This window comes from Bradyrhizobium sp. LjRoot220, from assembly GCF_964252915.1.
GTDB lineage: Bacteria > Pseudomonadota > Alphaproteobacteria > Rhizobiales > Xanthobacteraceae > Bradyrhizobium.
In genome coordinates this window covers 631,479-654,148 of the sequence record NZ_CAXUPS020000002.1, presented here as the reverse complement: position 1 = coordinate 654,148, position 22,670 = coordinate 631,479, and the positions used below count along the sequence as shown (strand labels likewise).

Below are 22,670 nucleotides of genomic sequence, written 5' to 3'. Positions count from 1 at the left end.
GATCTGGCAGTTCGCGAGCAATCCACAATGAATATCGAGCGCGGCGTTAGGGACGTGGACCGCGAAAACTCCACTGGTAGGCCGAAGCTACGTGCTAGTGGGCAATCCGCGCTCGCTGGCCGGTTCAATATCAGGCGGCGGCGGCTCGAAATGCCAAAAACGGGCCAGATGCAGGGTGGTACGGGGAACCTGACAAAATGACCGGCCGAGGTATAACAACAGGCCAAACCACTGCTTGTGGCTTGAGCAGAACGCAGCGCGCTCAATATTCAGGTAAGCGCTGAGCCGACGAGCGAGTTTGCCGGACAGACGATCCGGGCTTTCTTTCGCAAGATATTTCCGGCTCAGGCGCGCTGCCGCCTGGGTTAAATGAACCCCGGGGAATTGCGACTCGTCTGCGATGAGCGCCGCTGGCTTGTTCCAGACCTTCAGGCAGCCGCCCTGAAGCGCCAGCCGCAAGAACCAGTCCAGATCTTCAAGACGGCGCAATTCGACATCGTAAGGGCCGACGCGATCAAAGACCTCCCTGCGCGCCAGCAGCGTCGAACCGGGCGCAAACCAGCAGGCGCTCGCGAAATCCAGCGGATCGGCACTTTCGCGCGGTATGCGGGTTTCCAGCTTTTTCGTGAGCGAGCTCTCCAGGATGAAGCCCGCCGCGTAGACCGCCAATGGATTGCGATCGGCTGCGAAACCAGTCTCGGCACTCTCAAGACGAGGGCTTAACGTTGCCGGAAGCCAATAGTCATCCGAATCGAGGAATGCGATCCAATCCGCATCGGCTGCGGCGATACCGGTATTTCTTGCAGAACCGGCCCCGCGATTATCAGGGTGGCGCAAAAGTCTTATCGATTGATTCGATTGCAGGTCGGCAGGAATCTGAAATGGCGGCTCCGACGCATCGTCAACAATGATGATGTCAGCTTGCGAAACAGTTTGGGCCGCGGCACTTCTCAACGCCCGCTCCCCAAGCTCCTGCCGATTCCGGATCGGGATGACGATGGTCAGTCTCGGCTTGGGCAAGGCGGCCATTTCCACGCATTATCGAAATCAGCAAGGTGTCGTGAAACGAAAAGTGGATGGTTTTGGTCAGCCTGCGTCAACATAGCGAGCCTTGCGACTGCGTGATGCCGAGCCAGAGTGCCCGGGCATGATTGGAAACTTGACCGCGCCGCTTGGGTCACTTGATGAGATGGAAGGTGCGGCGGCTCGGGTCCGCAGGATCTTCCAGGACCAAAACCTTGCTTATCGCTTCACGACTCGACTCAACCAATGGCAGCGCTTGCGATAATACGGCTTGCAGCCGATGATCACTGACGCGCCTCTCATACTCCTTGACCGCCTGCTGATAAAACCAGATATCGTCTTTAAGTGCCGTGGTAAGGCCGTCTCGTTCTTCGTCGGTTAACTCTGTCTTCGGCGGGAAGCCAATTGTATCGTCGATGTCCTTTGTGACATTGATCGGCGGCACCGCCAAAATCCTTGCGCGGCCCATAAAATAGCCGGACATTACGGCAAACTCGTCAAAGCGATCACTCAATCCATAGTAGCTGACCTTGGTCAGCAGATTCGCGAAGCACTCCTGAGCGGTCGCCATCCCGGTTCGAGCAAATGTCCCTTGGCCGGTATCGTCAAAAAAGCTGTATTGCGGGCCGATCGCCTCGAGCATCCTGTTCGAATATTCAACGAACGACATACCCTTGTTGACGATTTCATCGTGCCAGGGATTTCTGGTCCTGCGCAGCGTGAAGTTGTAATTTGAGATCATTCTCTCGACCGGGTCGCGCAACATCGACACGACGACATGTTGCATCCAGAGCCGGCGAAAGATCGGCTGATCCAGCCGCATGTGCCCGGTCAGCAGGTATGGATCTCGCTGCGGTGGAGCGGCATAGTTTTCAAACCAGCGGTCCTCCCGGAATGTACCGAAGAAATCCTTCGTGTTCATGTCGAGCGAAAGCGGGATGAATCCCATCTGCCGGAAGAGAGCATTCACCGTGTGGCCGGCTGCCTTTGGAATATGGATGTTGAGCACCAGATCCGGCCCGAGGCGCTCCACTTGTCGGCTTACCAACTGCTCGAACGTGTAGGGTTTGACGATAGGCCGAGAAGGCTGGTCTTGGGTGCTCTCCGCCGCCGCGGCCTCCACAACAGCAGCTGGCTTGCTTTCAGGTGCGGCGCTGATCTGCCGAACGATGTCGTTGAGCGCCGCAAGCTGCATCTGTTGCGCGGTGATGGTCGAGTTCAAGGCCCCAAGTTGAAGCTGCTGTCCATGGAGGGTGGCCTCGAGATTGGCCCGTTGCGCTGGAGGCAGATGCTGAGAGACCTCGGCCAAAGCAGCACTGTGTTTTTCGTGATCGGCGGCCAACTGGCGTATTTGCGCGAGCAGCGCGTCGATCTGCGCTTGCTGGGCCTGAACGGTATCACGCGTAGCCGCCCGCGCCTGCTGTGCAAGCAACGTGGCCCCCTGCGTTTGCTGGATGTGAACGTTATCGCTGAGGACGGCTATCCGGGATTGCTGCCGCTCAAACTTGGCCACGGCCTCCTGCAATTTAGCGTGCTGGCCTGCCTGCTCCGCGCTCATCTGCGCCCGTTGACCATCGAGCGCATCGAGCAACGATTGCTGCTTCGCAATCGCAGCTTCCATATTGGCCAGCCGCAACATCACGCGACGCACTGCCGGCATTTTCATCAAGACCCGAACGACACGCCCCATCTAGCCACCCCTCATACCGTCATCGCTTCGATCCTGAGCGATGCGGACCGTCAGGGCAATCCCCGCGCTGTCCAGAAACCGCCATGGAATCGATGCCCGCTGCTCAGTCATGCCGAACAGAGGTTCTGCCCAGCCGCATCAGCCAGATGCGAAACGCCGAGATTCCCCATTTTCGCCGCCTCGGAAATGCGTTCAGGCCATCGCCCTTGGACCACTTGCTGGAAGCCGACCATTTTTGGGTACGCACCAGGGCCTGCCTGAAGTCACCGCGCAACAGCATGCGCGTCGCCTTGTTGAGATAGACCCGCCGCACGTCGCCGGGAGCACGAAGCCAGAACCGCATGGCACGCAGGATGCTGGAAAACAGCACGCGCTCCTGGCCGTAACCGCTCTCGGCCAGCAGGCGGGCGATCTGGTCATTGGCGCGGGCCTTGTCGGATTTGAGCGACCACCATTTTCGCCTTTTCTCCGGAGAGGTGCTGATCCGCGCCACCTCGATCATGCGCCGCTCCAGCTGCGTCAGATCCTGCACCGACTCGGGATCCCAGAGCGCCTCATCGATCCGCTCCAGCAACGTCTTGGGCAGCAGCGAGCGGTGGTTCCACAGCAGTCCAAACAGCGCGAGTTGATGGGCCTCGTCGTCGACGCGGAGTTTGTGCACGATGTTGGCCAGCTGATGCCATCCCGCGAGCACCTCCCTCGCCGCCTGACGCTCGCCGTTCTCCGCCAGGATCGGCACGATGGTGTAGACGTGCGTCAGCAGGATCGACGGATTGACGTTGGCGACCGCGATGAAGGCCTCGGCCAGATCGGACGCAAGTCGCGCCGGCAGCTTCGGCACGCTTGCTGCCAGCCGAAGCAGCGTGTCGAAATACAGACGCAGCATCGGCAGCCCGTGCGGGTAGAGTTCGGTGCCGCGCCCCAACCACGCCAGCCCGCCTTCATTGTCGTTGCGCTTGATCCTGGCCCAGCCCACGTAGCCGTGACACGCCGAGAAGATCATGTCGCGCGTGCTGTAGGGTATCGGCTTGCGGTCGCGAAGCTGCGGCGTATTCTCCAGCACCAGTTCGCTGGTCGCGACGTCGGCATATTCGTAGCAGGGGAACACCTCGTCGGCGCCGTGCAGCGTATAGGCAAAGGCGACGTCCGCGCCGCGCACATCGAAGGTCAGCTCCTCGTGGCGGTCGATGATGCCGAGGAATTTTTCTTCCGCCGCCCGGACGTTCGCGCCAGGTTTGAAAAAGCTCCAATGCGCCTCGTTGAACAGCAGCAGCAGCGAATTGGGGAAACGCGCCAGACCTTCCCTGAAATAATGATCGGCCCGCGCCGCCCATTTCTTGGCGTTCCGGTTCTCGTGGAACGTGAAGACCGCCTGGGCATGCAGATGCGCGGCGTTGTTGTAGTCGACCTCGTCGGACAGATCGTCCGGCCCCACCTTCTCGCCGAAACGCGCGATCTGCTCGCGGATATGCTCGGTCCCGAACACTCCGCAATCGACCGCCGGCGTCAGCCATACCAGCCGCCGCTGCCGCGGCCGTTTCGGCACCGCGGTGGCGTGTGGCCAGACCAATCCCATGAACAGCGCGTATTTCAGCAGCCGGTGATAGGTCTCTTCCCGCGGTTCGCGATGAATCGCAAAGCGCTCGTTCACGACAGGGACCACCGTCGCAAACTCGTAGTCCGGGTCGCCGGCGGCGCAGCGATCGAGGTGAGCCGCGATGTCGGCCGTCATGGTTTCGGCGCGAAACGAATAACAGCCGGGCGCGATCTGGTCGTAGAACGATCCTTCCGGAAACAGCAGAAACGCCCCGTTGGACAGCGCATCGCGCCAGCGCGGCGACGGCGAGCCGGCATAGCGATTGACGATGGGCAGAAATTTCGCGTGGGAGACCACCTCGAAATAATCCTTCTCCGGCATATGCCCTTCGATCACCTTGACCTTGTAGCGCGGGGCCAGCGAGGACAGGTTGAACAGGAAGCGGGGCTTCTCGGAATGGAATGGCGCCAGCGCCGAGCCGGTGAAAATGATGTCGACGAGCTTCTCACGGTGCGGCGACGCCTCCGGGAACGGCGTCGCGATCGGGTGCAACAGCATGTTGGCGGCGCAGTAGAGCCCCGGCGTGCCCTGGCTGAGTTCGAAATGTTCCTGCGAGCAGTTGCAGATCGCAACGTCGTAGAGCGCATAATTATCGACGTTGCGGTATTGGAAGGCGTCCGAGTCGTGACACCAGATCACCTTGGGAACGGTGACCTTGTGAAAATCCTTTGCCACCAGCCATTGCGGGCTGAGCGAAAAGATCAGGTCCGGCCGCTCTCGCTCAGGCAAGCGGTCGATGAACTCGCTGAATGAATCGGTCGGCGAATAGTCGTAGGCATTGCTGGCCAGCTGGCTTCCGACGTACTTGACCGTGATCGAACCATATTTGTAGACCGGCGCAATGAAGCTCTCCGAATAATGCTCCGGAAATACCGACAGGATGGCGCCGGGGATGAAGATGGTCACGTCGTCGCGCGTGATCAGGTTGCGGAAAGCTGTAGCCGCCTGAATGAATTCTGCGCCGCCGACCTCGGCTAATTCCGCATCCGCCTCCGCATCCCGCTTGAAGGACCAGAACACCAGCGCCCGGCACAACCGCGCCCGATCGCTGACGGTGCTCAGCCTATCGAGGATCGCCAGCCCCTGTTCGGGCAAGCCGCCCAGGATCAGCGCGCAGGCCCGCAGTTCGGAATCCGCGGGCGCCATCTGCGCCACATTGAGGAAATCGCCACGCGCGAACGCGGTGTCCGCCGCGCCATAGGAATCCTGAATGTCTTCGGCGGTGAACCGGAACGAGAATTCGGGTGCGATTTTTCCAGAGCTCATGCGTCACTTCGTTTCGGTCGCGCGGAGGCGATCGACCAGCTGTTGAACCGCGTTGCCATTGTAGAGCCTGTGTCGGCGCCGGCGCGCGCTCACGATGCTTAAAGCACGCAGAATCCACAAGGGGTCGGCGCGTTCCTCGCGAAAAAATGCCGACGCGGCCTCCTTCCACTGCCGGGCGCGGCATTGATAGGCGACCAGCCTGAGCACCTCGCGCGCCCGCCAGTTTCGCAGGAAACGCCGGACGTCGTCGGCGATGTCAGCGCGAACCAGCCAGTGATCGGCGATGCGGGCGTGCTCTTCCAGATAGGGCGGCGTCACTCCGTTGCGCAAATGCATGGTCCGCGACTCCTGATGCATTCTCATTTCGGACACGACGACATTGAGCGAGCCTTCCGGCACGCCGGCGATCGCCGCCCGAAGCAGAAATTCGCGGTCGCTGCTCTCGGAAAACATCGGATCGAAATTGCCGATCTGGGAAAACACCGAGCGGTGGCAGAACCGCGCCGACAATAGCGGCGTATCGTCGCAAACGTTCGCAAGCGACAACCGCGTCATTTCCTCTCCGACCATGCGGCGAACGACGAGTTCCTTGCCGTCCGGCAGCGTACAGAACATCTGCGCGCCGCCGGTCCAGATTTGGACATCCGGCCTGGCGGCCGCCTCGCTTGCCAATTTCGCAAGGACCCCGGCACGGATCCGGTCGTCGCTGTGAACCAGCAGGATAAAGTCGCCGGTCGCCGCTTCAACGCCCAGTGCCGCCGCCGCCGTGGCGCCGGCGCCGCTTCCGCCGACGAACTTGATGTGCGGATATTTCTGCGCCAGCCGCCGGGTAAAGCTCTCGGTGCCGTCGTGAACGACAATGTGCTCGAGTTCGTACGGCCCTTGATGCTCGACGCTGCCGATCGCCTCGTCGACATAGTTCGACGAATCGATCGTCAACGTAATAATTGAAACTCGCATTCAGCTTCCGCGATCGGAACCCCCTGTTTGACTGCCGAGATTAGGGCTCGTGCCTCTCCTTAAACGAACTGCGACGGGTTTCAAAGCCGTGTTCGAACACAGGTTGCAATCTCGCTCGCATCAAAAATCCCGTTCGCGGCGATTCAAGCTGCCGGCGGGCCACCGGCCGGTAAGCCCGGCGTTTCTCCGCGCCGTCTTGCCCCAAGATGCATGCCACCGGCAACGCCGACACCCAGCACGTACAGCCACCCCTCGACAAAATCGAACAGGTGAGCATTGAACAGCGAACTCACCAGGTTTTGGACGACCACCAGCAGCCCGATCCAGTTGGCGAGGCCATGGCCGCGGAACAGCAGCAGATGGGCCAGCCACATCGCATACAGCGTCACGATCCCGATCATGCCCCATTGGACGGCGACGCTGAGCGTCTGGTTGTGCGGGTTTTTGGTGATTTCGGCCGCAAGCCCGGTCTGCCCAATCGCGGCGCGCTCGAACAACTGCCGGATCGAGCCGGTTCCGTGGCCGAACAGCGGCGCCTCCGCAAAGAACCCCAGCGACTTTTGCCAGTATTCGAGCCGCCTGCCGGTCGAAGCTGGAATGTTCTGCTGATAGTCTTGGTACTCGACCGAGAAGGCCGTGATCCGGTTCCGCAAATACGGCGACGTGAACCACAGCGTGGCTGCCATCACCACAACGCCCGCGAACAGCAGCGCGGTTGCGCGGCGCCCGAGGTGCAGGAAGGCGAACACCAGCAGCAGCGCCGGGACGTAGACCAGCGCCGCGCGCGCCAACACCACAAAGGCCATATTGGCGAAGAAGCCGACCACCAGGGCGGCGCAGGCCGTGGCGGCGGCGTAGCGCTGCCGCTGGTACAGCATGATGACGAACGGCATCAGCGCCACCATGCACAAGGCGAATTCCTGGCTCTGGTCGATATAGTTCTTGACCGGCACGCCGGGATTCCTGCCCGCCGCCAACGCCAGATCCGGGACGAACAACACGATCCAGGACAGGCCCATCAGAAGCGCGCAGGAGATCAGAAAGCCGACGAACACCCACGCGCCGCGCTGCGAGCGTTCGAAATGATGCAGCAGAAACGGCAACGCAAGCAGCTTCGCGACCGGGCTGATGCCGGCAAGCCGCTCTGGCCACGGCACATCCGCCCACAGGGTCCCGAGCCCCGCCAGTGTGACGATGGCCAGCGGCAACAGACAGATCGGCGTTGCGAGCAGGCGCAGGAACGCACGGATTTCGCCCATCGTGAACTGCGGGATCAGCGACAGCAGCCAAAGCCCCATCAGGATCCCGACCCCCGACGTCGACCAGGGCAAGGCCATTGCCGCGAGAACCGCGAGCAGATCGGTACAGAGAATCCGCCCTCGCGGACTGTTCCAGGCGGCAATCACCGCGGACAGCCTGGAAACGCCCGGCGTGCTATGCGCAGCGTCGGCCATGCTCGACCGCTGGGCGGGCGGGAGACGCCATTTCGCCTGACCTGATTTCACCCGACCGGGACAATCGTCGAAGCGACAACTCGAAGTTCCCCTGGCCGCCCGAACGAATTCCTTTGCCATGGCAGCGGATTTGGGTGATGCACGGCGGTCCAGCCGCCATTCCCGCATGGCCGGCCGGCAGCATCTCCCTCGGCCGATTGTGTTCCTCCATCATAACAACCGCATGCGAGAATTGGCCATAAAATAAGCTCTTGCAAACAAGCCCAGAACTCGTTCGTACCGCGTCATCAACCAGGCCGAGCGTCATTTTTCCGGTGAACGCGATATTTGGGTAGCGGTTTGTTCGGGAAGCGTCCACCCTTCGCAAAGAAGGCCTAGAACGGCAAATTGAATATCCAGAGTGAGCAAATGGGCGGACGGAATTCCGAGCGTCAAATAAACCTGACGGTCGAACCCGAGGGCCCCCAAAGCGACGGCTCCGGATATCGGGTCCTCGTGATCTGCAACGATGGCGCCTACTTCCTTCGGCACCGCCTCTCCGTCGTCACCCATCTGGCGTCCCTCGGTGTCGACGTGACGGTTATTGCCGGCGGCAATCAAATTCCCGAAAGCCGCATTGAGGGCTGGAAGTACATCCACGTACCGATCGAGCGTTTCAGGTTCGATCCGTTTGGCGATGCGGCGTTGATGATCCGGACGGCCCGGACGGTCCGCTCGTTCAAGCCACACGCGGTGCATCTTGTAACGCTCAAGCCCGCAATTTTTTCCGGATTCGTGTCGATCATCTCCCGCTTGCTCCACGCCTTCCCGGAGCGGGTCCTGATCACGTTGCCGGGTTTGGGCCGGATGATGTCCCGGCCAAAGGCGCGCGGCGAACGGCGTTATCTGGTCGCAAGCGCGCTGACGCTTTCGGCATTCCGGTTTCTGGGACGCCGCGACTGCGTGCATTTCACTTTCGAAACCAGACACGATTGCAACTTCTGGGCGGAAAAGGGCATCGCCAACGACAAGAATTCGTCGCTCATCGACGGCGCCGGCGTCGACCCCGATCTGTTTCATCCGCCGGAGCAGCCACGAAGCGGTCCCCCGACAAAAATCCTGTTTGCGTCCCGGCTCCTGAAGGCGAAAGGCTTGAGCACCTTTCTGATGGCGGCGCGCGACCTCGCCCATCGTTCCGACGTGGAGTTCATCGTCGCCGGGGTCCCGGACGACCATGATCCCGATGCGATTGCGCACAAGGAGCTGGAGCAAATGCCGGAGATCCGCTTTCTCGGCCACGTCAAGGATATGCCGAACCTGCTGCGCCAGTGCGACGTCGCATGTTTGCCGACGAGGTATGGCGAGGGAATCCCCCGCATCCTGATCGAGGCTGCGGCAACCGGTCTGGCGTCCATCGTGTCCGGCCATCCCGGTTGCCGCGAGGCCGTCGAGGATGGCGTGACGGGGCAAATCCTGTCGGCAACGACGGACGCCGACATGCGACGAGAACTGACGGATGCAATCGTCAGGTATCTGGAACGCCCGAGCCTCCTGGCGGCGCACAAGCAGGCCGCCTCCCGGCATTTCCAATCGCGGGAGTTCAACCAGGTTGCGATCGCCGATCGATTCACAAAACTGCTGGGCGTGCCTCCGTCGCCGGCCCAACAACGGTCGTCATCGACCTCGAATTGATCGAAGTGCCCCCGCTCCGCAATTCCCGGCGGTGCGCGGGCCGTGGACAACCTCCCGTAAGCGTGGTGGGGCACCCCGCATCCCGACGAAAGCGCTGACCAGAGGGCTCACAGGGCAGCTCGCGACGTGGTTTTGAGCAGGCGGAAGGCAGGCCATCGGCGAGAAGCTAAATTCCGGTGGGCTCCGCGCGGAGCCGACCGCCCATCCGTGAGGGGCGCAACGAAATTATTATTTTAATTCAATGGCTTGATTGGAACGAAGCGGAAGCCAACAGCCCGCCTTCGCCCAAGGGGGCTTCGGCGAGGCAGCCTTTGCTACGATAGGGCTTGCCTGGCCGTAGCTCGCGGAGCGAGCGAAGGCTGGTGGGGGAAGAAGGACTCGAACCTTCGAAGTCATAAGACGGCTGATTTACAGTCTCCTCCTCCCCTTTGATATTGCTGGGGTCCGTAATCAATTTCCAAGGGTGCCCGTGGCTTTCGGCCGGGAGGCCACCCTTTTGCGGGCCACTCGCCTCGTGGTCTCGACGTTCCCGACGATGTAGTCCCGCCGGGTCCCCTCAATGTCGCTCTTCTGCATATGATCGGCGATATCGTCGATCGGCGCGCCGGACGCGCGCGCCTCGGTGCCGCCGCCGTGCCTGGCCCGGGAACTCCACACCTCGGCAGGCACCCCAGCCTCTTCGGCGACATCCCGGTACATCCCATAGAACACCCGGTACCGAATCGGGTCGCCGTCCGTGTCCGTCACTAGCGGGCCAGTTCGCTCGGCCTCCGGCACCGCGGACAGGGCGAGCTGGAACAAGGGGTATTCGTTCACGTCGAAGATGGCCGACCGACCGGTCTTGAGCCGGGACAGGTCCAGCAGCCCCTCTGCAAAGTCCTCGAACCGCAGACCTGGCCGCCAGAGCTTGCCGCCCCGGAGGATCATCCCCGCCTCGACCGGGATATGCTGGGCCGGCATCCAATAGCCGATGGCGTCGATTTGGCTGACGGTGAACTCGAATTGGGCAGCCGTCGCGAGCGCGACCGAGCGGCCGCGACGGGTTCCGCGCGCCAGCCCAGTACGAACGATCGCCTCGGCCTGGGCGTAGTTCATGGCCACCTTCTTTTTCTTCTTCGGCTGGCCAATTCGCTTCTCGTCGTTCTCGCTCCGGAACTCCATGTCCTCGATCATGGCATAGAGCTTGGCGCAGTCGTCGAGGCCAGCCCCTTTGCCGTAGACCAGCGCGATGCGCATCATCTGGATGATGGCCTTGGCAAGCCGCTCGCGCGGCGGCCGGCCTTGCCGCGGCTTCCGTACGTTGCGATGCCATTCGCGAAGATCGTTTCCGACGAGTGCCGAGATCCGGCGCGCGCCGGCAACGCGCTTGAGCGCAGCGCCCCACGACGAATAGCCGCGCTGGGTGTTGTAGCGGTTGTCGTGATAGGGAGATTTTGGGTCCTTGAAGTAGCAGTTCAGCAGCGATCCGACCGTGCCGTCATAGATCGGACGGTTGTCGACCTCGCCGCTTTCGATCCAATCCTGCATCTCGGCCCAGAGGGTGTTGCAGCGGCCGAACATGGCTTCGACGTCACGAAGGGACTCCAGATCGCCGTAAAGGCGCATCGTCTTCGGATGATAGCCGCGTTTGGCGGCGCGCTTCGCAGCATACCACCACGCCTCGCGCCCGCCGTCGTCGCGGGTGATGATCCGGAAGCCCCTACCGGTGACCTCGACCTCGAGGCCGCCGATCATTAGCGGCAGATGCTTCCGCGCCATCGTACTGTTCCTTGCCGTCCGCCTTGAAGGGGACGACCCTGATGCTGGGGGACAATGAAGGACTGGTGACCTGAGGCTCGTCAAGCTGATCCCGCAGTTTGAGGCCGTGCCGTTCACGGAAAAATTGCACCACGGCGGGCCAGAACCTGCCGCCCATAAGCTCGTCGACGCGGGGAAGTCCCTGCTTGTCCTCAAGATACTTCGCCTTGGCAGGCCAGTCCTTGGCGCGCTTCGGCCCCATCACCTCGCGGGCGATGGTCTCCTCGTCGGGATAGAGCGGCATATGGTCGTCGCGCCGCTTCATCGCCGCTCCTGCTGCGCGATCGCCGTGGACAGCAACATCACAAGCGGACCGAGCTTGTCGGCGATATCGTCTAGTCGCCCCAGCTTGGCATTCAGCAGGTGGTCTCCGAGCAGCGGCCCTAATGCTTTGCAGAGCGGCGCCGGAGGCATGTCCGGGTCCATGTGCTGCAGGAAGTCGATGAACATCTTGGCGTGCTGGGTGCCCATGTTGATCGTGATCGTGCCGTCGGTGCTGGCCTTGATGGCCTCCTTCAGCTCGTGGACGCAAAGCTTGATGTCGGCGGGCGACATCATTGGCTGCCCCGTGCCGGTCCAAACCAGCAGTTCAGGCAGATCGAGTCGTCGAAGCGGTCACTGTCCGGCCGGATGACGTAGCAGCCGCACTTCTGACAGTAGAAGCGGCGCTCTTGGCGCGGATATGTCGAGAGCCGATTCATGCGGCAGGCCGCTTAGACTTGATTAGCTGCTTCGATTGTCGAGCAAGCGCCCTTGCCGAACAACCACTTCGTGCATAGGTTGAGCGCTTTAGAAAAGGAGCGTTACCTTGAGCAAATTGGTCAAAGTCAGCAGCCCAACCGGCAAACAGAATTATTATGTTAACGGTGCCCAGGTGAACTACTATCAGCCAACAGACGACGGAGGCACGACCATCCATTTCAGTAACGGAACCCAAACCCTCAAGGTCAAAAGCTCCATCGACGAGATCATGGCTCAGCTGCCCTGAAGATGGGCGGATTGCTGGTCTCATCGCTCGCCCTCCGGCCGCTGACAGTCAGATAGCTGCCCCTCCGACAGCGGAGATGTCGTCAGCCACTCCATCGGCAGCCAGTGCGTAGCGCAGGCGTGGCCGACGTTGTTCATCTCCGAACCTTTCGGGCCGAGAACGAACAATTCACCATCCGTCGACCATGACGCGTTGCAAATATTGATGTAGGTCGTCCCGTCTTGCTGCGGCTGGATGCTAACCAGCAGGACTTCAGATCCGTCGCGCGGAGCGGTCGCGATCGGCGGGAGCCATTTGCCGGCACCGGCGATCGCCGCGGCCGTCCGGAGTGCCCACGCCTCCATGCGGAGCGTCTCGGCGTATTCCGGGTTGCCGCGCCAGAGACCGAGAAGCTTGTCGAAGAAGCCGGCGCGAGCCAGTAGGCGTTCGGGCGAATAGCTCATGAATCCTCGTCGTGTTCGCCGTCATCATCAAAAGGGACGTCGTCATCTCCGGGCGCCGGCGCCGGCAGCGCGATCCGAGCCGGCGGCGCCCACGGCGTGTTCTTCTTCATCACCATGGCTTCGGTGGTCAGCGAATATGAGAAGATGGACGCACCGCCGTAATAATGCGTCGTCCAACCCTTGGCCGGATCGCCATCGGTCGGCACGTCGATCCGGATCATCTTCGCGCCAAAGCGCTCTTCCTGGCGCGAGCGGCCCCAATGCGAGCGATGGCCCATGATCTCGAGGAAGCACCATTCCCAGCCGTCGTCAGCGATAGGTGTTGCGAGTTGTTCGATTGCGGTGTCGTTCAATGTCCTCTCCTATGGCGAGATGCGTGCCGTGTATTGCGGCTTGGTCGGCGACCCCTTCTCGATCGTCAGGTAGGGTTTCCACTTCGCATTCGGCGGTGGCGCTGTGGCTTTTCCTTTGTGCGGGCCTTCCGCGATCGTCACCACGCGCCAGTTGTGCGGGTAGACGTCGATCCTGATCCTTCCGGCGCGCGCCAGATCGCCCGTGACCTGGCTGGTGAGGCCGTCGCTGCCGGACTTCGGGCAGCGCTCGCCGGCCATCGCCTTTACCAAGAGAACGGCGAAGGCCTCGTCGGGGGTAATCAGTCTGCGAGGGCGGCCGCGCGGCATTACTTCTTGCCCTTCTTCGCGGCCTTGGCAGGCGCCGCCACAGCCTTCGCCGGACCGGTGTAGTACGGGCCGCGCAGTTCCTTCGGAAGCCATCCGGTCTTGGTGACGTTGGCCACGGCGAATTTCCAGATGTCGGCCTTGGTCTTTCCAGCCGGTTTGAACTGAGTGTCGTTGAAGGCGGCCTCTTTGATCGCCGCGATGACGATGTTCTTCGGCGCACCGCTGAAATAGTTCTTGGCGTCGAAGTTCTTGACGACCGCCGCCAAGATGATCTTGGGCGTCAGATTGGCTCGGACGGCGGCAAGGCCGTCGGTCACCTGACGCGGCATATAGCCCGCCCTGTCAGGTGTGATCTGCGCGGCCACGATCTTGGCCAGCGCTTCATCGAGCCCGCTGTCCTTGGTGTCCTCAAGCAATGCCTGTTGCGTCGCCTTCAGAAGTTGCGCGTTCAAGCGTTGCTTCAAGGCGTTGGAAAGCGTGGTCGGGGACTTCGTGGTCGCGGCGTCGGCCTTGGTCGTCTTCGCCTTGGCGGCCGACGTTGCCTCCTTGGTTTTGACGAACCATTTCTCGGTGACCAGCTCACCGTCGTGATTGAGATGCAGTAGGCACCCGGACCTCGCCTTATCGACGGCCTTGGGCTTGTAGCTGCCGCGATCGAGGCGATCCAGCTGATAACGCTGGTTGCTGACGTCGTACTCGGCAAACGACCATCCATCTGCGAGCAGCTTGTCGCGCTCGGCTTTGACTTTATCTTCCGCCAGCCGCATCAGCAACGCGGGGTCGCTGACGTGCGAAGCCGCCTCGTGGTTCTGGGCAAACAGATCCTTGATGATCTTGCCGCCCGCGTCTTCGTAAGCCTTGGGCGTGACGAACACCATCAGCTTGCCGTGTTCGCGATCCTCGCCAAGGATGGCGGTGCGCACCTGATAGCGGTTCGGCCATTTGCCGAGTTTTTTGAGGATTGCATCTTGCCGTGCGTGGTCAGGCTCGAGCGTGAAGGCCTGGGCGGCATCCTCGCGCAATCGATCCTCTTTCCACGCCAGACGCACGTTCGGCGAAAGCGCGCCGAGTTCGAGGACCTGGTCCACTTCCTTGTTCGAGAGGCCATACCGTTTTCGGATATCCTCACGAGACATTCCGCCGGCCTTAAGCGTTGCAAACGCCTCGTACTCGTCTGCCGGGTGCATGTCGTCGCGGATGTAGTTCGTCGTCAGGCTGGTATCGGCGGCCTCGATGTCGGTGTCGTCGCGAACGACGACGGCCACCATAGGGTCGCCACCGTTCTTGCCGCGCTTCGATATGGCCTGCAGGGCGGCGAGGCGCTTCCCGCCATCGGTGACAAGATAGCCGTCGCCGTTCTTGCGCACCGTTAGAGGCTGGATGACGCCCTTCTCCGAGATGCTGGCGAGGAACGAGGGTTTCAGGTCGCTGTCCTTGCGGACGTTGGCGGGATCAATCTTCAACTGCGAAAGCGGTACTTGAATTTGCGGCTGCATCTTTCACTCCTGTTGTGTCAAAGCGTGGCTTCCATCAGCGCGCGCGCCAGCGCTGCGCCTGTTCGTCGCGGTACGGCTTGGCCGATCTGGCGCACGACCTCGGTCTTGTTGCCGACGAAATGGTAGGGACGCTCTGGCGTCGAAATGCTCATGGCTGCGGCCAGCTCGTGCGGCTGCAACATTCGAAACAGGATGTCGTATTCCCGCCCCTCTGCAACCAATGCCAGCTCGCCGCGGTTCGCGGTCGTCAGCGTCGGCAATGGCTCAGTCAGTTGCCGGGCACGGTTGCTGCTGTCGTCGTGGGTGACGGGTATGACGAGGCCGAAGCGATCATTTGTGGTGACGGTCGGGAGAGGTTCGCGGACCGACGAACAGGTGTTGCCGGAGCCGCTGCCGTAGTATGGCGCGATCAGGGAATGGGCACCGCCAGTCGGTGCCGTTGGCATCGGATCATCCGTCGATCGTGGCGAGCCACCTGACGCCTGGGACAGAACGAACGGCTCTATAACGCTGATCCTGCTGATGGTGCAGACGGTCGGCGCCGGTTCGTCGACCTCGCGAGGCGCCGCGTTGCTGTGCTGGCCGAGCATGAATGGCTGAACCAACCCGATGTCAGCGCTTGTCGCCGTGATTGTACCAGTGGGGTCCGACACCGGCCGGTGGCCTCGATTCCGTCCTTTTGATTGTTGAAGCGGAAACGTGAATGTCTCACCGACAGGCTGCGCCAGCCCGATATGCGTTCCGCCTGCCGTCACTGCAGGAATCGGCAAATCGATGCCTCGCGCGTCACAGTGCCGACGCAACACCACGATGAAGGGTTCTGGCCAGTTGAACTTGACCACGCCGGCGGCGATCCGCGCGATCGTCTTCGGGGCGAGCGGCCGGTCGCGGTCGAATATCGAAGTGCCGGCAAGCGACCAGTCGATGATGTCGCGAGCTGGACGCCATGGCAGAACTCCGACAGCGAGTCCGCGCTTCGCATGGGTCCTGATAGCCCATGGCAGTGGCTTCTTGGACTGCCACCCGAGGATGAAAAGCCGCTCTCGCGTGGTCGCATCGCCGAAGTCGGCACAGTTGATGACGCGCCAGTCCACCCGGTAGCCGATAGCCTCTAGCGCGCTGATCCACGCCCGGAAGTATTCTCCCTTGCGGCTCTTGATCGGCCGGCCGGTCCTGGCGTCGACCGGTCCCCATTCGACGAACTCGGGCACGTTTTCGAGCAGCAAACGCTTCACGCGAAGTTCGGTGCACCAGCGAACGACGTGCCATGCCGACATGCGTTGCTGATCGTTGACCGGCTTGCCGCCCCGCGCGCGACTGAAATAGGTGCATTCGATTCCGGCTGTCAGAAGGTCCAGGCGGCCGCTCGGCACGAGTCGAGACGGGAATGCTGCATCGAGATTGACGCAATGGACGGAAGCGCCGGGGTGGTTCCGGGCATAGGTCTGCGTCGCGACGTCCCAATGATTGACCGCGACAAACTCCGGCTGATAGCCGAGCTCGATCAGAGCGTCGTTGATGCCCATCGACAGTGAGCCAGCGCCGCAGAACAGGTCCGCAACGCGGGCTCGTTTGGCCTTGGTCAGTAACGGCTTTGGGTCGATGATCTCGGCGAGCGCGTTCATCCCCGCACCCATGATTGCAGCTGCACCATCTTGCTTCGCGGGTAGATCACCAGTTCGAGGCGGCTGAGTTCGGACAGGCGGTCGCGAATGTTCGAGCTGTCCGGAGACCAGCCGCAGGCCTGCGAAAGCATGTCGCGCGATATCGCGGTCGTGGCCGTGGTGTTGTCGCGCAGCGCGTCAAAGACCGTACGCTGCGGGTTCGTGAGAATCGCGCGGATGCTGTCGACCAGCGTTGCGGACATGTCGGGGCGTGGCGCGGCGGCGTCGCCGGCCGCCGTCAACCTCACCATGCCAGTGCCGGGATATTCGACAAACCCCAGCTTCGATACTTCCGACAGCCTGTCGCGGACGTTGCTGGACGAAGGCGACCAACCGGCGATGACCGAGACCTGGGCGCGAGTGACAGTCTCGTGTCCCATCGCGCTCCACCACGCCAGTGACCGCAGCAACGTTTTCTGCGGATTCGTCAAGCTGCCGTCCCCACTCGCCTCCGGGGACGGCTTACGTGGCGCCGACCGGGCAACATCGGCTGGCGATCTCATCGGGGCGTGAGCGGACGGACGGTCCGTAGGCGAGTCCGACGGGATATTGTTTTCAGCGATCGTGAATTTTAGTTCGTGCGCGGCGATCTTGTTGACCACTTCGGACGCTTCTGCGGTCGCGCGCGCGATCTGGGTCTTGATGACCTCGAACTGGTATGATGCTTGGTCGACCGCCGCATCGAAGCCGCGCTTAAAACCACGGCGCTCCGAATCTGCCAACTGCGCCGGGTTCATCGGCGGAGAGATCGCGGATGCGGTAGCCAGGTCGCCTTGAAGCCGAACGATCTCAGCCCGCAACTTCTTCGGATCATCGGCCTCGGCCTGCACCACCGCATCACCGATGATCGACCGCAGCTTCTCGCGATCGACCGGCGCCGTCTTGACGTCGAGGTCCGCCATGTCACCGGTCGGAGTGGCCGAATTGTCGTACGTGCCGATCTTCGGGAACTGCACCAGATCCGCGACCTGGGCCTCGCCGGAGCAAATCCAGCCCGATCCCGTCTTGAGCGACGACATCGACGACGAGACCTTCTCGAAAATCTCCTTACCCACGTTCGCCTTGAGCCAGTTCAGCACCGGGGCCTGATCTGCTGGCGCCGTCAGCCGATGCGCGATCATCGTGTCGCAGCTGCCCAATAGCGCGTTGTGCAATGCCTGGGTCCGCTGGGTCAGCACCATCATGCGAATGCCCTTGGATCGACCGGCCGTCGCGAGCTTCTTGGCAAAATGGATCGCCATGCTCTCGGCGCCGATACCGGAGCGTTCCTTTGGTGCGAACTCGTGGGCTTCCTCGATCACGAGGTAGACGACGCCGCGCATCTTCTTCATGAGCGCTGGCGCAAAGTCGTTGAAGAACTTCTGCAAGCCGCCGGCATTGAAGTCGGCCATGTCTATGATCGACAGGGGCAGCGCACCGGTAGCGACCAGCTCGCCGATCGCCTTGCCGGCGGAATCGTGCAGCGCGACGTGGCCGCGCGGACCGCCAAGGATATGGAACGGCAGGCCAGGCTTCTTGCCGTCTGCGCTAGAGGTCAGCCCCCACCAATCGGACTTGATCGGATCGAGGACGCAGACACGGGCCGAAGGGTTGCCGCGAACGATCTGTTCAACGGCCAGCTTTGCGGTTGACGTCTTGCCGCTGCCGGTCTTGCCGAGGAAGGCAACGTGCTGGTGCAGAACGGCGTCGGGGATGGCGTGCTTCACGCGGCACCGCCTTCATCAGGCTTTGCCATTTCAGCCAGTATTTCGGTGACCTGTTGCGGCGGCAGGCCAGCGAGGCCGTACTTCTCCTCGATCGTGAGACAGCCGCGCGAGTCGTCAATCTCGCAAAGCTGGGCATAGGCTGACGCGTCGGCAGCGATCTCGGCCGAGACCTCGGCATCGTCGCCTGCGATCATCGAGTCCCATGACATGCTCATGATGTCACCTTTGGCGCCGGGTAATCGAACGCGAGATTGCCGAGTCCGCGCGTATCGGAGGGGTCAAGCTTGATCTCGGTGCCGGGGATGGGCGTCATGCCATCGCAGCCGACGCGAGGATCATCGAACACGATCTGCGGGAACGGGATGCCGTTCCGTGTGATCCAGAGGAACGTGCGCGGGCGTCCTTGGTCGGTCAGGGCCATGGGTTCACCTTCGGCAGCGCCTGATGTTGGGGGCCTGCCGCCGACTCGGCGACCGCAGCGACTTCACGTCCCGTGGTTGATGCAATTCGATCACCCGCTGCGACGCTGTCCCTACCGGCGACAGGCTTTCCTTGACGCCTGATCTCGGCGTCTAAAGTCGAGACGAGATAGCCATGGGCGCTCCCGTCGTTCGCTCGCCAATAGCTCATGGCGAGGTTGAGCAGATATTCTCCATCGACGATGACGTTGAAGTCGTCGATGCGCACATAGCGCAGGCCGAACGTATCCAGCGCGGCAAGGCGCGAGGTGCTTGCAGGCTCTGCGCGACGAGCGCCGCGGTGCTGTTCCCTGATACGTTCGGCCTGGTTCGTCATTTCGTCTCCATGCGGACAACGTCGAAGCCGAGGCTGTTGAGCAGCCGGCGGAAGCCGCGCGCGGCGGCGATCCAGAGCGCCTTGTCTTTCGGCGTCCTGTCCGCCCAAAGCGGACGCAACAGGCCGTGGCGGTAGCGCAGCAAGGCCTCGCCGAGACATTCCGCGATCTCGTGATCCTGCTGCTCGGCATCCCACGCGAGCAGTGCGTCGCCGGGGTTGTCGAACACCCTGCCCGTCGCCGGCATCTCGTACCGCTGCTCGATCGTCTCGAAGTCGCCGTCGGCGCCAACATCGGCCAACTCGCAGATCACGATGAGCCCGGGGCAATTCCGCACGTCGAAAATCTGGCGAATGCGGCCGTGCTCAAGCGCGACCGTTTCGCGCAGTTGAGAGATCATCACCTGTTCTGCTGCACTCATGACCGGTTAGCGTCCCTGATCTCGCCGACCTTGGCCGCCAGCTTCGTTTGCAGGGTTTCGCGCGCATCGCCGCCGACGTTCGCCTTGTTGCGGAGGTTCTTTTCCGCCTTCCAGCGTTTGTCGCCCTCGTCGGCGTCGGTGAGCGAAATAATCCACGCCTCCGCATAGGTGACGTACTCAGCCTCGTTCTTCGGGGGTGCCGCGACCTTATCGGAGGCCGTGGCCGCTCCCTTGTCGCCAGCTTCTGCCTTGGAGGGGTCAGGACTGGAAACGGAGGAAGCGGCCTGGCCCGACGCAACGGATTCCGTGTCAGGTTTTCCGGTCGGCTGCGTCGAACTCGAATTGGTAGCGGGACCGCTGGGCTGGTTGGCGGTCCCGCCGTCCGTAGCGTCACCTGATTTCTCTCCGGTGGCGGTAGACGCTGCGGTGTTAGAATTGGTGCTGGTCTCTTTGATCTCGCCGGTTTCGGGGTCATGAGCGACACCCTTCGGCGGGAAGGTTTCGTCAACGCTGGCCATGCCGTCAGCGATGGCCTTCATCATCGCGATTACCTTGGCAATATCGGGCGCCAGCCAGTCCTTCGCTGCACGACCCATTGCCAGTTCGACGCGCGAAAGTTCGACGCCGAGGTTGGCGATGCCCTGGATGGTGCGGTCACGGTATCCAACGAGATTCTTGCCGATCTTGTCGACCAGCGAGTTGCGCGCGCAATCGAACGCGTAGTCGGAGAAGGTCTGCAGCGCATTATTGACGACGTTACGGATCGCTTTCGAGACGCCGATCTGGAACGCAATATCGAGCTTGCGGTCGTTGTCGCTGCCCATCTTCGACGCGCCCTTGTTCTGCTGGAACGGGCGGGTCAGCGCATAACCAGTCTCGAAGTCCGTGAACCTGGCATAGATCAGCCAGCTAGGGCCGAGATCGATTACGCGGGTATCGACTTCGCAGTTGCCGTAGATGCGCGCGACGTCGTTCGCCAGCTTGATCGACGCGCCCTCGATGTAGTCGGTCACCCACTCGTCTTTCCCGGTCTCCGGATTCTTGATCTTCTTCTTTACCGGGAAACGATAGAACCAATCATCGCCGGCCGCCGCGCCGAGCGCAGCGAGCTTCTGCAGGATGCGCGCCTCGTCTCGATAGACCGCGACCTGTTGCGCGCCGAATACGCGATCTGCCGTCGAAGTCATCGGCATCACGGACGGCGATGAAACCTCGCGCGGTGGCGCTGCAGCGAATTGATCAAGCGCGTTGCGCCGTTCGTTCACGTCGGTGTCTGACATTGCAGTTCTCCTGTTCAGGCGCGGAATCGCGTCTTGCTGTCGTTGAAGATGCGAGCGCCCTTGATCTCGCGGCGGCCGGCCTTGATGAAGGCGCGGATTGCTTGCTCGATTGCTGTCTGCGGGATGAACGCGCGCAGCGTTTCGAGATCGACCGTGTTCATATCCAGGTCGTCGAATGTCCAGTTGTCGACCAGCGACGCGCTGCCGGCGTCCGTCGATACCTTCGCCATCGAATTGACCGGCGCGGCCGCGGCGACGTTGGCCTTGTTTGCGAACGCCGTTAGCGAATTTGCCTCGGTCACCGCGACGGTCGCGGCTCTGACGTCGCTAGCCTTGACCGCTTCGGTGACCTTGGCGGCAGCCTCTTCGACCAGTTTCCTGGCCGCGTCGGCGGCGGCTACGCGCGCAGCCTGTTCGCGCGCAGCCTTCTTGCGCTGGTATGCCGTCGTCGTTGTTTCCAGCGCGGCCTTGAGCTTGGAAAGCCGGTTCGGCAATTCGCGCTTGAGGAAGTCATTGACGGTGGTCTCGCCGTCGAGAAATGGCTGAACCTCTGCCTTGCGCGCAGTCTCGATACTCTTCTGCAACGCGATGATCGACGTTGCGAGCCGGGTTATTGTCGTCAGATCCTCGTCATCCTCGGCAACGGTCGGGGCCTCTTTGCAGGCGTCCTCCAGTTCTGCAATCGAATTGGAGAAGTGGACGTAATCGACGGCGAGCTGATCGCGGGTGATGAGCGGCGGCGGCAAATTGTCGGTCTTGGCGACGGCTCGATTTGTGGTGGCGGCCATCATCCTTTTCCTTTCAAGATTCGAAGCACGCGGAAGTCGGTTTCTCCGACCGTGTACGAGCCGCGGTGCTGGGTCTTGAAGCTGATGCGCCGACCGTCAGCCATGCGCGCGATCGCCGCCTCGCCCATCTTTCCGGCGATGGCCGTCTTGGCGGTTTTCTCGTCGTCCTCGCACATCTTCTTTTCGGTGCGGGCGTTGACCAGAGAGTCGACCAGCCCTGGCAGTTCGTTGTCGTGGCTCAGGTCGATCTCGATTCCGTTGTCCTGCGGAAACAGCAGTTTCAAAACTTGTTCGTCCCGCTCCGGATCGACTGGCGGTTGAATGCCGGTTTCGAGATAGTTCTTGCGGAACGACGCGACGCGGTCGCGGATGACGGCCTCCGCTGGCGCGTTGCGCTCGAGCGAGACGGTGAACAGCGACCACTTGAAGGTATCGACGACGAGCGCCACGATCATCGCGCGCGCGGCATCGGCCAGCATGGTCTCGGTCAGCGTCTGCAGCTGATAGGCCAGCGGCGCGACGATCGGGCTATATTCGTCGTCAGGATCGGCGCGCCAGTAATTGTCGAACACCGGCCGGGCGATTACCTTGGTCTGGATCACGGTGACGCCGTCGAGGCCTGGGATGATGGCGGCGCCGTCCGGCGTCGCGCCAAGCCGAAGCTCGGTATCGCGCAGATAGATTTTCGCGCGTCTGATCTCCCAATCCGGATATTCCCAGCCGATGGCTTCGAACACGGCGGCCTCGCCCCACAGGCCACGTTTCATGGCCTCGGTCATTTCCTGCGGACCGACCTTGCCGAGTTTTTCGGCCCATACCTTCGTGGCCGATCCGAACATGCCCTCGCCGCAGATCGCCGGCACGTCGCTGGCGGTGATGTCCTGCTGGCGCAGCGCCAGCCAGGTCGCGCGGTCTTTCGAGGGGTCGACTGCAATTCGCTCGATCGGCATTGC

The 22,670-nt window shown here is 62.0% G+C and carries 23 protein-coding genes; 2 read left to right on the top strand and 21 right to left on the bottom strand.

Going from position 1 to position 22,670, the window contains the following annotated elements; all coding sequences use genetic code 11:
• Positions 1 to 87 precede the first annotated feature (87 nt).
• The 5 genes from ACSQ84_RS11655 to ACSQ84_RS11635 form a co-directional block, all read right to left on the bottom strand.
• Entirely contained in the window at positions 88 to 1,029 is a 942-nt protein-coding gene (locus tag ACSQ84_RS11655; RefSeq protein WP_436212270.1) for a glycosyltransferase family 2 protein, read from the bottom strand.
• 148 nt (positions 1,030 to 1,177) lie between these two features.
• A complete protein-coding gene (locus ACSQ84_RS11650; protein WP_436211809.1) occupies positions 1,178 to 2,713 on the bottom strand; it encodes a hypothetical protein in 1,536 nt (511 codons plus the stop codon).
• 103 nt (positions 2,714 to 2,816) lie between these two features.
• Positions 2,817 to 5,576 (bottom strand): hypothetical protein, encoded by a 2,760-nt coding sequence (locus tag ACSQ84_RS11645; protein WP_436211808.1) that lies wholly within the window; start codon positions 5,574 to 5,576, stop codon positions 2,817 to 2,819.
• Between the two features lie 3 nt (positions 5,577 to 5,579).
• On the bottom strand, positions 5,580 to 6,536 hold the full coding sequence (locus ACSQ84_RS11640; protein WP_436211807.1) for a glycosyltransferase: 957 nt from the start codon (positions 6,534 to 6,536) through the stop codon (positions 5,580 to 5,582).
• 143 nt (positions 6,537 to 6,679) lie between these two features.
• Positions 6,680 to 7,990, bottom strand: a complete 1,311-nt coding sequence (locus tag ACSQ84_RS11635) for an O-antigen ligase family protein (protein ID WP_436211806.1) — start codon at positions 7,988 to 7,990, stop codon at positions 6,680 to 6,682.
• Between the two features lie 495 nt (positions 7,991 to 8,485).
• On the opposite strand from ACSQ84_RS11635, the gene ACSQ84_RS11630 reads away from it, so the two are divergent.
• Positions 8,486 to 9,661, top strand: coding sequence for a glycosyltransferase (locus tag ACSQ84_RS11630; protein WP_436211805.1), 1,176 nt, complete (start codon positions 8,486 to 8,488; stop codon positions 9,659 to 9,661).
• A gap of 450 nt (positions 9,662 to 10,111) precedes the next feature.
• On the opposite strand, the gene ACSQ84_RS11625 is transcribed toward ACSQ84_RS11630, so the two are convergent.
• The 3 genes from ACSQ84_RS11625 to ACSQ84_RS11615 are packed head-to-tail and all read right to left on the bottom strand — an operon-like array spanning position 10,112 to position 12,016.
• Positions 10,112 to 11,419 (bottom strand): hypothetical protein, encoded by a 1,308-nt coding sequence (locus tag ACSQ84_RS11625; RefSeq protein ID WP_436211804.1) that lies wholly within the window; start codon positions 11,417 to 11,419, stop codon positions 10,112 to 10,114.
• The gene (locus ACSQ84_RS11620) at positions 11,361 to 11,723 is read right to left on the bottom strand and encodes a hypothetical protein (RefSeq protein ID WP_436211803.1); all 363 of its coding nucleotides are present in this window, start codon (positions 11,721 to 11,723) and stop codon (positions 11,361 to 11,363) included. The genes ACSQ84_RS11625 and ACSQ84_RS11620 overlap by 59 nt, the downstream gene beginning before the upstream one ends.
• Positions 11,720 to 12,016, bottom strand: coding sequence for a hypothetical protein (locus tag ACSQ84_RS11615; protein WP_436211802.1), 297 nt, complete (start codon positions 12,014 to 12,016; stop codon positions 11,720 to 11,722). The genes ACSQ84_RS11620 and ACSQ84_RS11615 overlap by 4 nt, the downstream gene beginning before the upstream one ends.
• Before the next feature lie 250 nt (positions 12,017 to 12,266).
• Between ACSQ84_RS11615 and ACSQ84_RS11610 the strand changes: the two genes are divergently transcribed.
• Positions 12,267 to 12,446, top strand: a complete 180-nt coding sequence (locus ACSQ84_RS11610; RefSeq protein WP_436211801.1) for a hypothetical protein — start codon at positions 12,267 to 12,269, stop codon at positions 12,444 to 12,446.
• Between the two features lie 20 nt (positions 12,447 to 12,466).
• Here the strand turns inward: ACSQ84_RS11610 and ACSQ84_RS11605 are convergent, their stop codons facing one another.
• The 13 genes from ACSQ84_RS11605 to ACSQ84_RS11545 are packed head-to-tail and all read right to left on the bottom strand — an operon-like array spanning position 12,467 to position 22,667.
• Positions 12,467 to 12,889, bottom strand: a complete 423-nt coding sequence (locus tag ACSQ84_RS11605) for a hypothetical protein (RefSeq protein ID WP_436211800.1) — start codon at positions 12,887 to 12,889, stop codon at positions 12,467 to 12,469.
• Positions 12,886 to 13,242 carry a hypothetical protein gene (locus tag ACSQ84_RS11600; protein WP_436211799.1) on the bottom strand — a complete coding sequence of 119 codons (357 nt, stop codon included), beginning with the start codon at positions 13,240 to 13,242 and terminating at the stop codon, positions 12,886 to 12,888. The genes ACSQ84_RS11605 and ACSQ84_RS11600 overlap by 4 nt, the downstream gene beginning before the upstream one ends.
• A 9-nt stretch (positions 13,243 to 13,251) precedes the next feature.
• Positions 13,252 to 13,569: a hypothetical protein gene (locus tag ACSQ84_RS11595; RefSeq protein ID WP_436211798.1), complete on the bottom strand. Its 318-nt coding sequence runs from the start codon at positions 13,567 to 13,569 to the stop codon at positions 13,252 to 13,254.
• On the bottom strand, positions 13,569 to 15,065 hold the full coding sequence (locus ACSQ84_RS11590) for a ParB/RepB/Spo0J family partition protein (protein WP_436211797.1): 1,497 nt from the start codon (positions 15,063 to 15,065) through the stop codon (positions 13,569 to 13,571). Before ACSQ84_RS11590 ends, ACSQ84_RS11595 begins: the two co-directional genes overlap by 1 nt.
• A gap of 17 nt (positions 15,066 to 15,082) precedes the next feature.
• Positions 15,083 to 16,690 (bottom strand): DNA cytosine methyltransferase, encoded by a 1,608-nt coding sequence (locus ACSQ84_RS11585; protein WP_436211796.1) that lies wholly within the window; start codon positions 16,688 to 16,690, stop codon positions 15,083 to 15,085.
• A complete protein-coding gene (locus ACSQ84_RS11580) occupies positions 16,687 to 18,435 on the bottom strand; it encodes a helicase HerA domain-containing protein (protein ID WP_436211795.1) in 1,749 nt (582 codons plus the stop codon). The genes ACSQ84_RS11585 and ACSQ84_RS11580 overlap by 4 nt, the downstream gene beginning before the upstream one ends.
• Complete coding sequence (locus tag ACSQ84_RS11575; protein ID WP_436211794.1) at positions 18,432 to 18,650, bottom strand: hypothetical protein; 219 nt, start codon at positions 18,648 to 18,650, stop codon at positions 18,432 to 18,434. The genes ACSQ84_RS11580 and ACSQ84_RS11575 overlap by 4 nt, the downstream gene beginning before the upstream one ends.
• Positions 18,647 to 18,856: a hypothetical protein gene (locus ACSQ84_RS11570; RefSeq protein WP_436211793.1), complete on the bottom strand. Its 210-nt coding sequence runs from the start codon at positions 18,854 to 18,856 to the stop codon at positions 18,647 to 18,649. Before ACSQ84_RS11570 ends, ACSQ84_RS11575 begins: the two co-directional genes overlap by 4 nt.
• Entirely contained in the window at positions 18,847 to 19,230 is a 384-nt protein-coding gene (locus tag ACSQ84_RS11565) for a hypothetical protein (RefSeq protein ID WP_436211792.1), read from the bottom strand. Before ACSQ84_RS11565 ends, ACSQ84_RS11570 begins: the two co-directional genes overlap by 10 nt.
• A complete protein-coding gene (locus ACSQ84_RS11560; RefSeq protein WP_436211791.1) occupies positions 19,227 to 19,649 on the bottom strand; it encodes a hypothetical protein in 423 nt (140 codons plus the stop codon). Before ACSQ84_RS11560 ends, ACSQ84_RS11565 begins: the two co-directional genes overlap by 4 nt.
• Entirely contained in the window at positions 19,646 to 20,929 is a 1,284-nt protein-coding gene (locus ACSQ84_RS11555; protein ID WP_436211790.1) for a hypothetical protein, read from the bottom strand. Before ACSQ84_RS11555 ends, ACSQ84_RS11560 begins: the two co-directional genes overlap by 4 nt.
• A gap of 14 nt (positions 20,930 to 20,943) precedes the next feature.
• Positions 20,944 to 21,717, bottom strand: coding sequence for a hypothetical protein (locus ACSQ84_RS11550; protein WP_436211789.1), 774 nt, complete (start codon positions 21,715 to 21,717; stop codon positions 20,944 to 20,946).
• A complete protein-coding gene (locus ACSQ84_RS11545) occupies positions 21,717 to 22,667 on the bottom strand; it encodes a YqaJ viral recombinase family protein (protein WP_436211788.1) in 951 nt (316 codons plus the stop codon). Before ACSQ84_RS11545 ends, ACSQ84_RS11550 begins: the two co-directional genes overlap by 1 nt.
• Positions 22,668 to 22,670 lie beyond the last annotated feature (3 nt).

What these genes read in the sequence shown, in the direction of transcription:
- ACSQ84_RS11645 (WP_436211808.1), bottom strand. Translation starts at nt 5,576, where the DNA reads ATGAGCTCTGGAAAAATCGCACCCGAATTCTCGTTCCGGTTCACCGCC.
- ACSQ84_RS11570 (WP_436211793.1), bottom strand. Translation starts at nt 18,856, where the DNA reads ATGGCCCTGACCGACCAAGGACGCCCGCGCACGTTCCTCTGGATCACA.
- ACSQ84_RS11635 (WP_436211806.1), bottom strand. Translation starts at nt 7,990, where the DNA reads ATGGCCGACGCTGCGCATAGCACGCCGGGCGTTTCCAGGCTGTCCGCG.
- ACSQ84_RS11625 (WP_436211804.1), bottom strand. Translation starts at nt 11,419, where the DNA reads ATGGCGCGGAAGCATCTGCCGCTAATGATCGGCGGCCTCGAGGTCGAG.
- ACSQ84_RS11605 (WP_436211800.1), bottom strand. Translation starts at nt 12,889, where the DNA reads ATGAGCTATTCGCCCGAACGCCTACTGGCTCGCGCCGGCTTCTTCGAC.
- ACSQ84_RS11555 (WP_436211790.1), bottom strand. Translation starts at nt 20,929, where the DNA reads ATGTCAGACACCGACGTGAACGAACGGCGCAACGCGCTTGATCAATTC.
- ACSQ84_RS11585 (WP_436211796.1), bottom strand. Translation starts at nt 16,690, where the DNA reads ATGAACGCGCTCGCCGAGATCATCGACCCAAAGCCGTTACTGACCAAG.
- ACSQ84_RS11620 (WP_436211803.1), bottom strand. Translation starts at nt 11,723, where the DNA reads ATGAAGCGGCGCGACGACCATATGCCGCTCTATCCCGACGAGGAGACC.
- ACSQ84_RS11615 (WP_436211802.1), bottom strand. Translation starts at nt 12,016, where the DNA reads ATGATGTCGCCCGCCGACATCAAGCTTTGCGTCCACGAGCTGAAGGAG.
- ACSQ84_RS11640 (WP_436211807.1), bottom strand. Translation starts at nt 6,536, where the DNA reads ATGCGAGTTTCAATTATTACGTTGACGATCGATTCGTCGAACTATGTC.
- ACSQ84_RS11565 (WP_436211792.1), bottom strand. Translation starts at nt 19,230, where the DNA reads ATGACGAACCAGGCCGAACGTATCAGGGAACAGCACCGCGGCGCTCGT.
- ACSQ84_RS11650 (WP_436211809.1), bottom strand. Translation starts at nt 2,713, where the DNA reads ATGGGGCGTGTCGTTCGGGTCTTGATGAAAATGCCGGCAGTGCGTCGC.
- ACSQ84_RS11590 (WP_436211797.1), bottom strand. Translation starts at nt 15,065, where the DNA reads ATGCAGCCGCAAATTCAAGTACCGCTTTCGCAGTTGAAGATTGATCCC.
- ACSQ84_RS11575 (WP_436211794.1), bottom strand. Translation starts at nt 18,650, where the DNA reads ATGAGCATGTCATGGGACTCGATGATCGCAGGCGACGATGCCGAGGTC.
- ACSQ84_RS11550 (WP_436211789.1), bottom strand. Translation starts at nt 21,717, where the DNA reads ATGGCCGCCACCACAAATCGAGCCGTCGCCAAGACCGACAATTTGCCG.
- ACSQ84_RS11655 (WP_436212270.1), bottom strand. Translation starts at nt 1,029, where the DNA reads ATGGCCGCCTTGCCCAAGCCGAGACTGACCATCGTCATCCCGATCCGG.
- ACSQ84_RS11545 (WP_436211788.1), bottom strand. Translation starts at nt 22,667, where the DNA reads ATGCCGATCGAGCGAATTGCAGTCGACCCCTCGAAAGACCGCGCGACC.
- ACSQ84_RS11595 (WP_436211798.1), bottom strand. Translation starts at nt 13,569, where the DNA reads ATGCCGCGCGGCCGCCCTCGCAGACTGATTACCCCCGACGAGGCCTTC.
- ACSQ84_RS11560 (WP_436211791.1), bottom strand. Translation starts at nt 19,649, where the DNA reads ATGAGTGCAGCAGAACAGGTGATGATCTCTCAACTGCGCGAAACGGTC.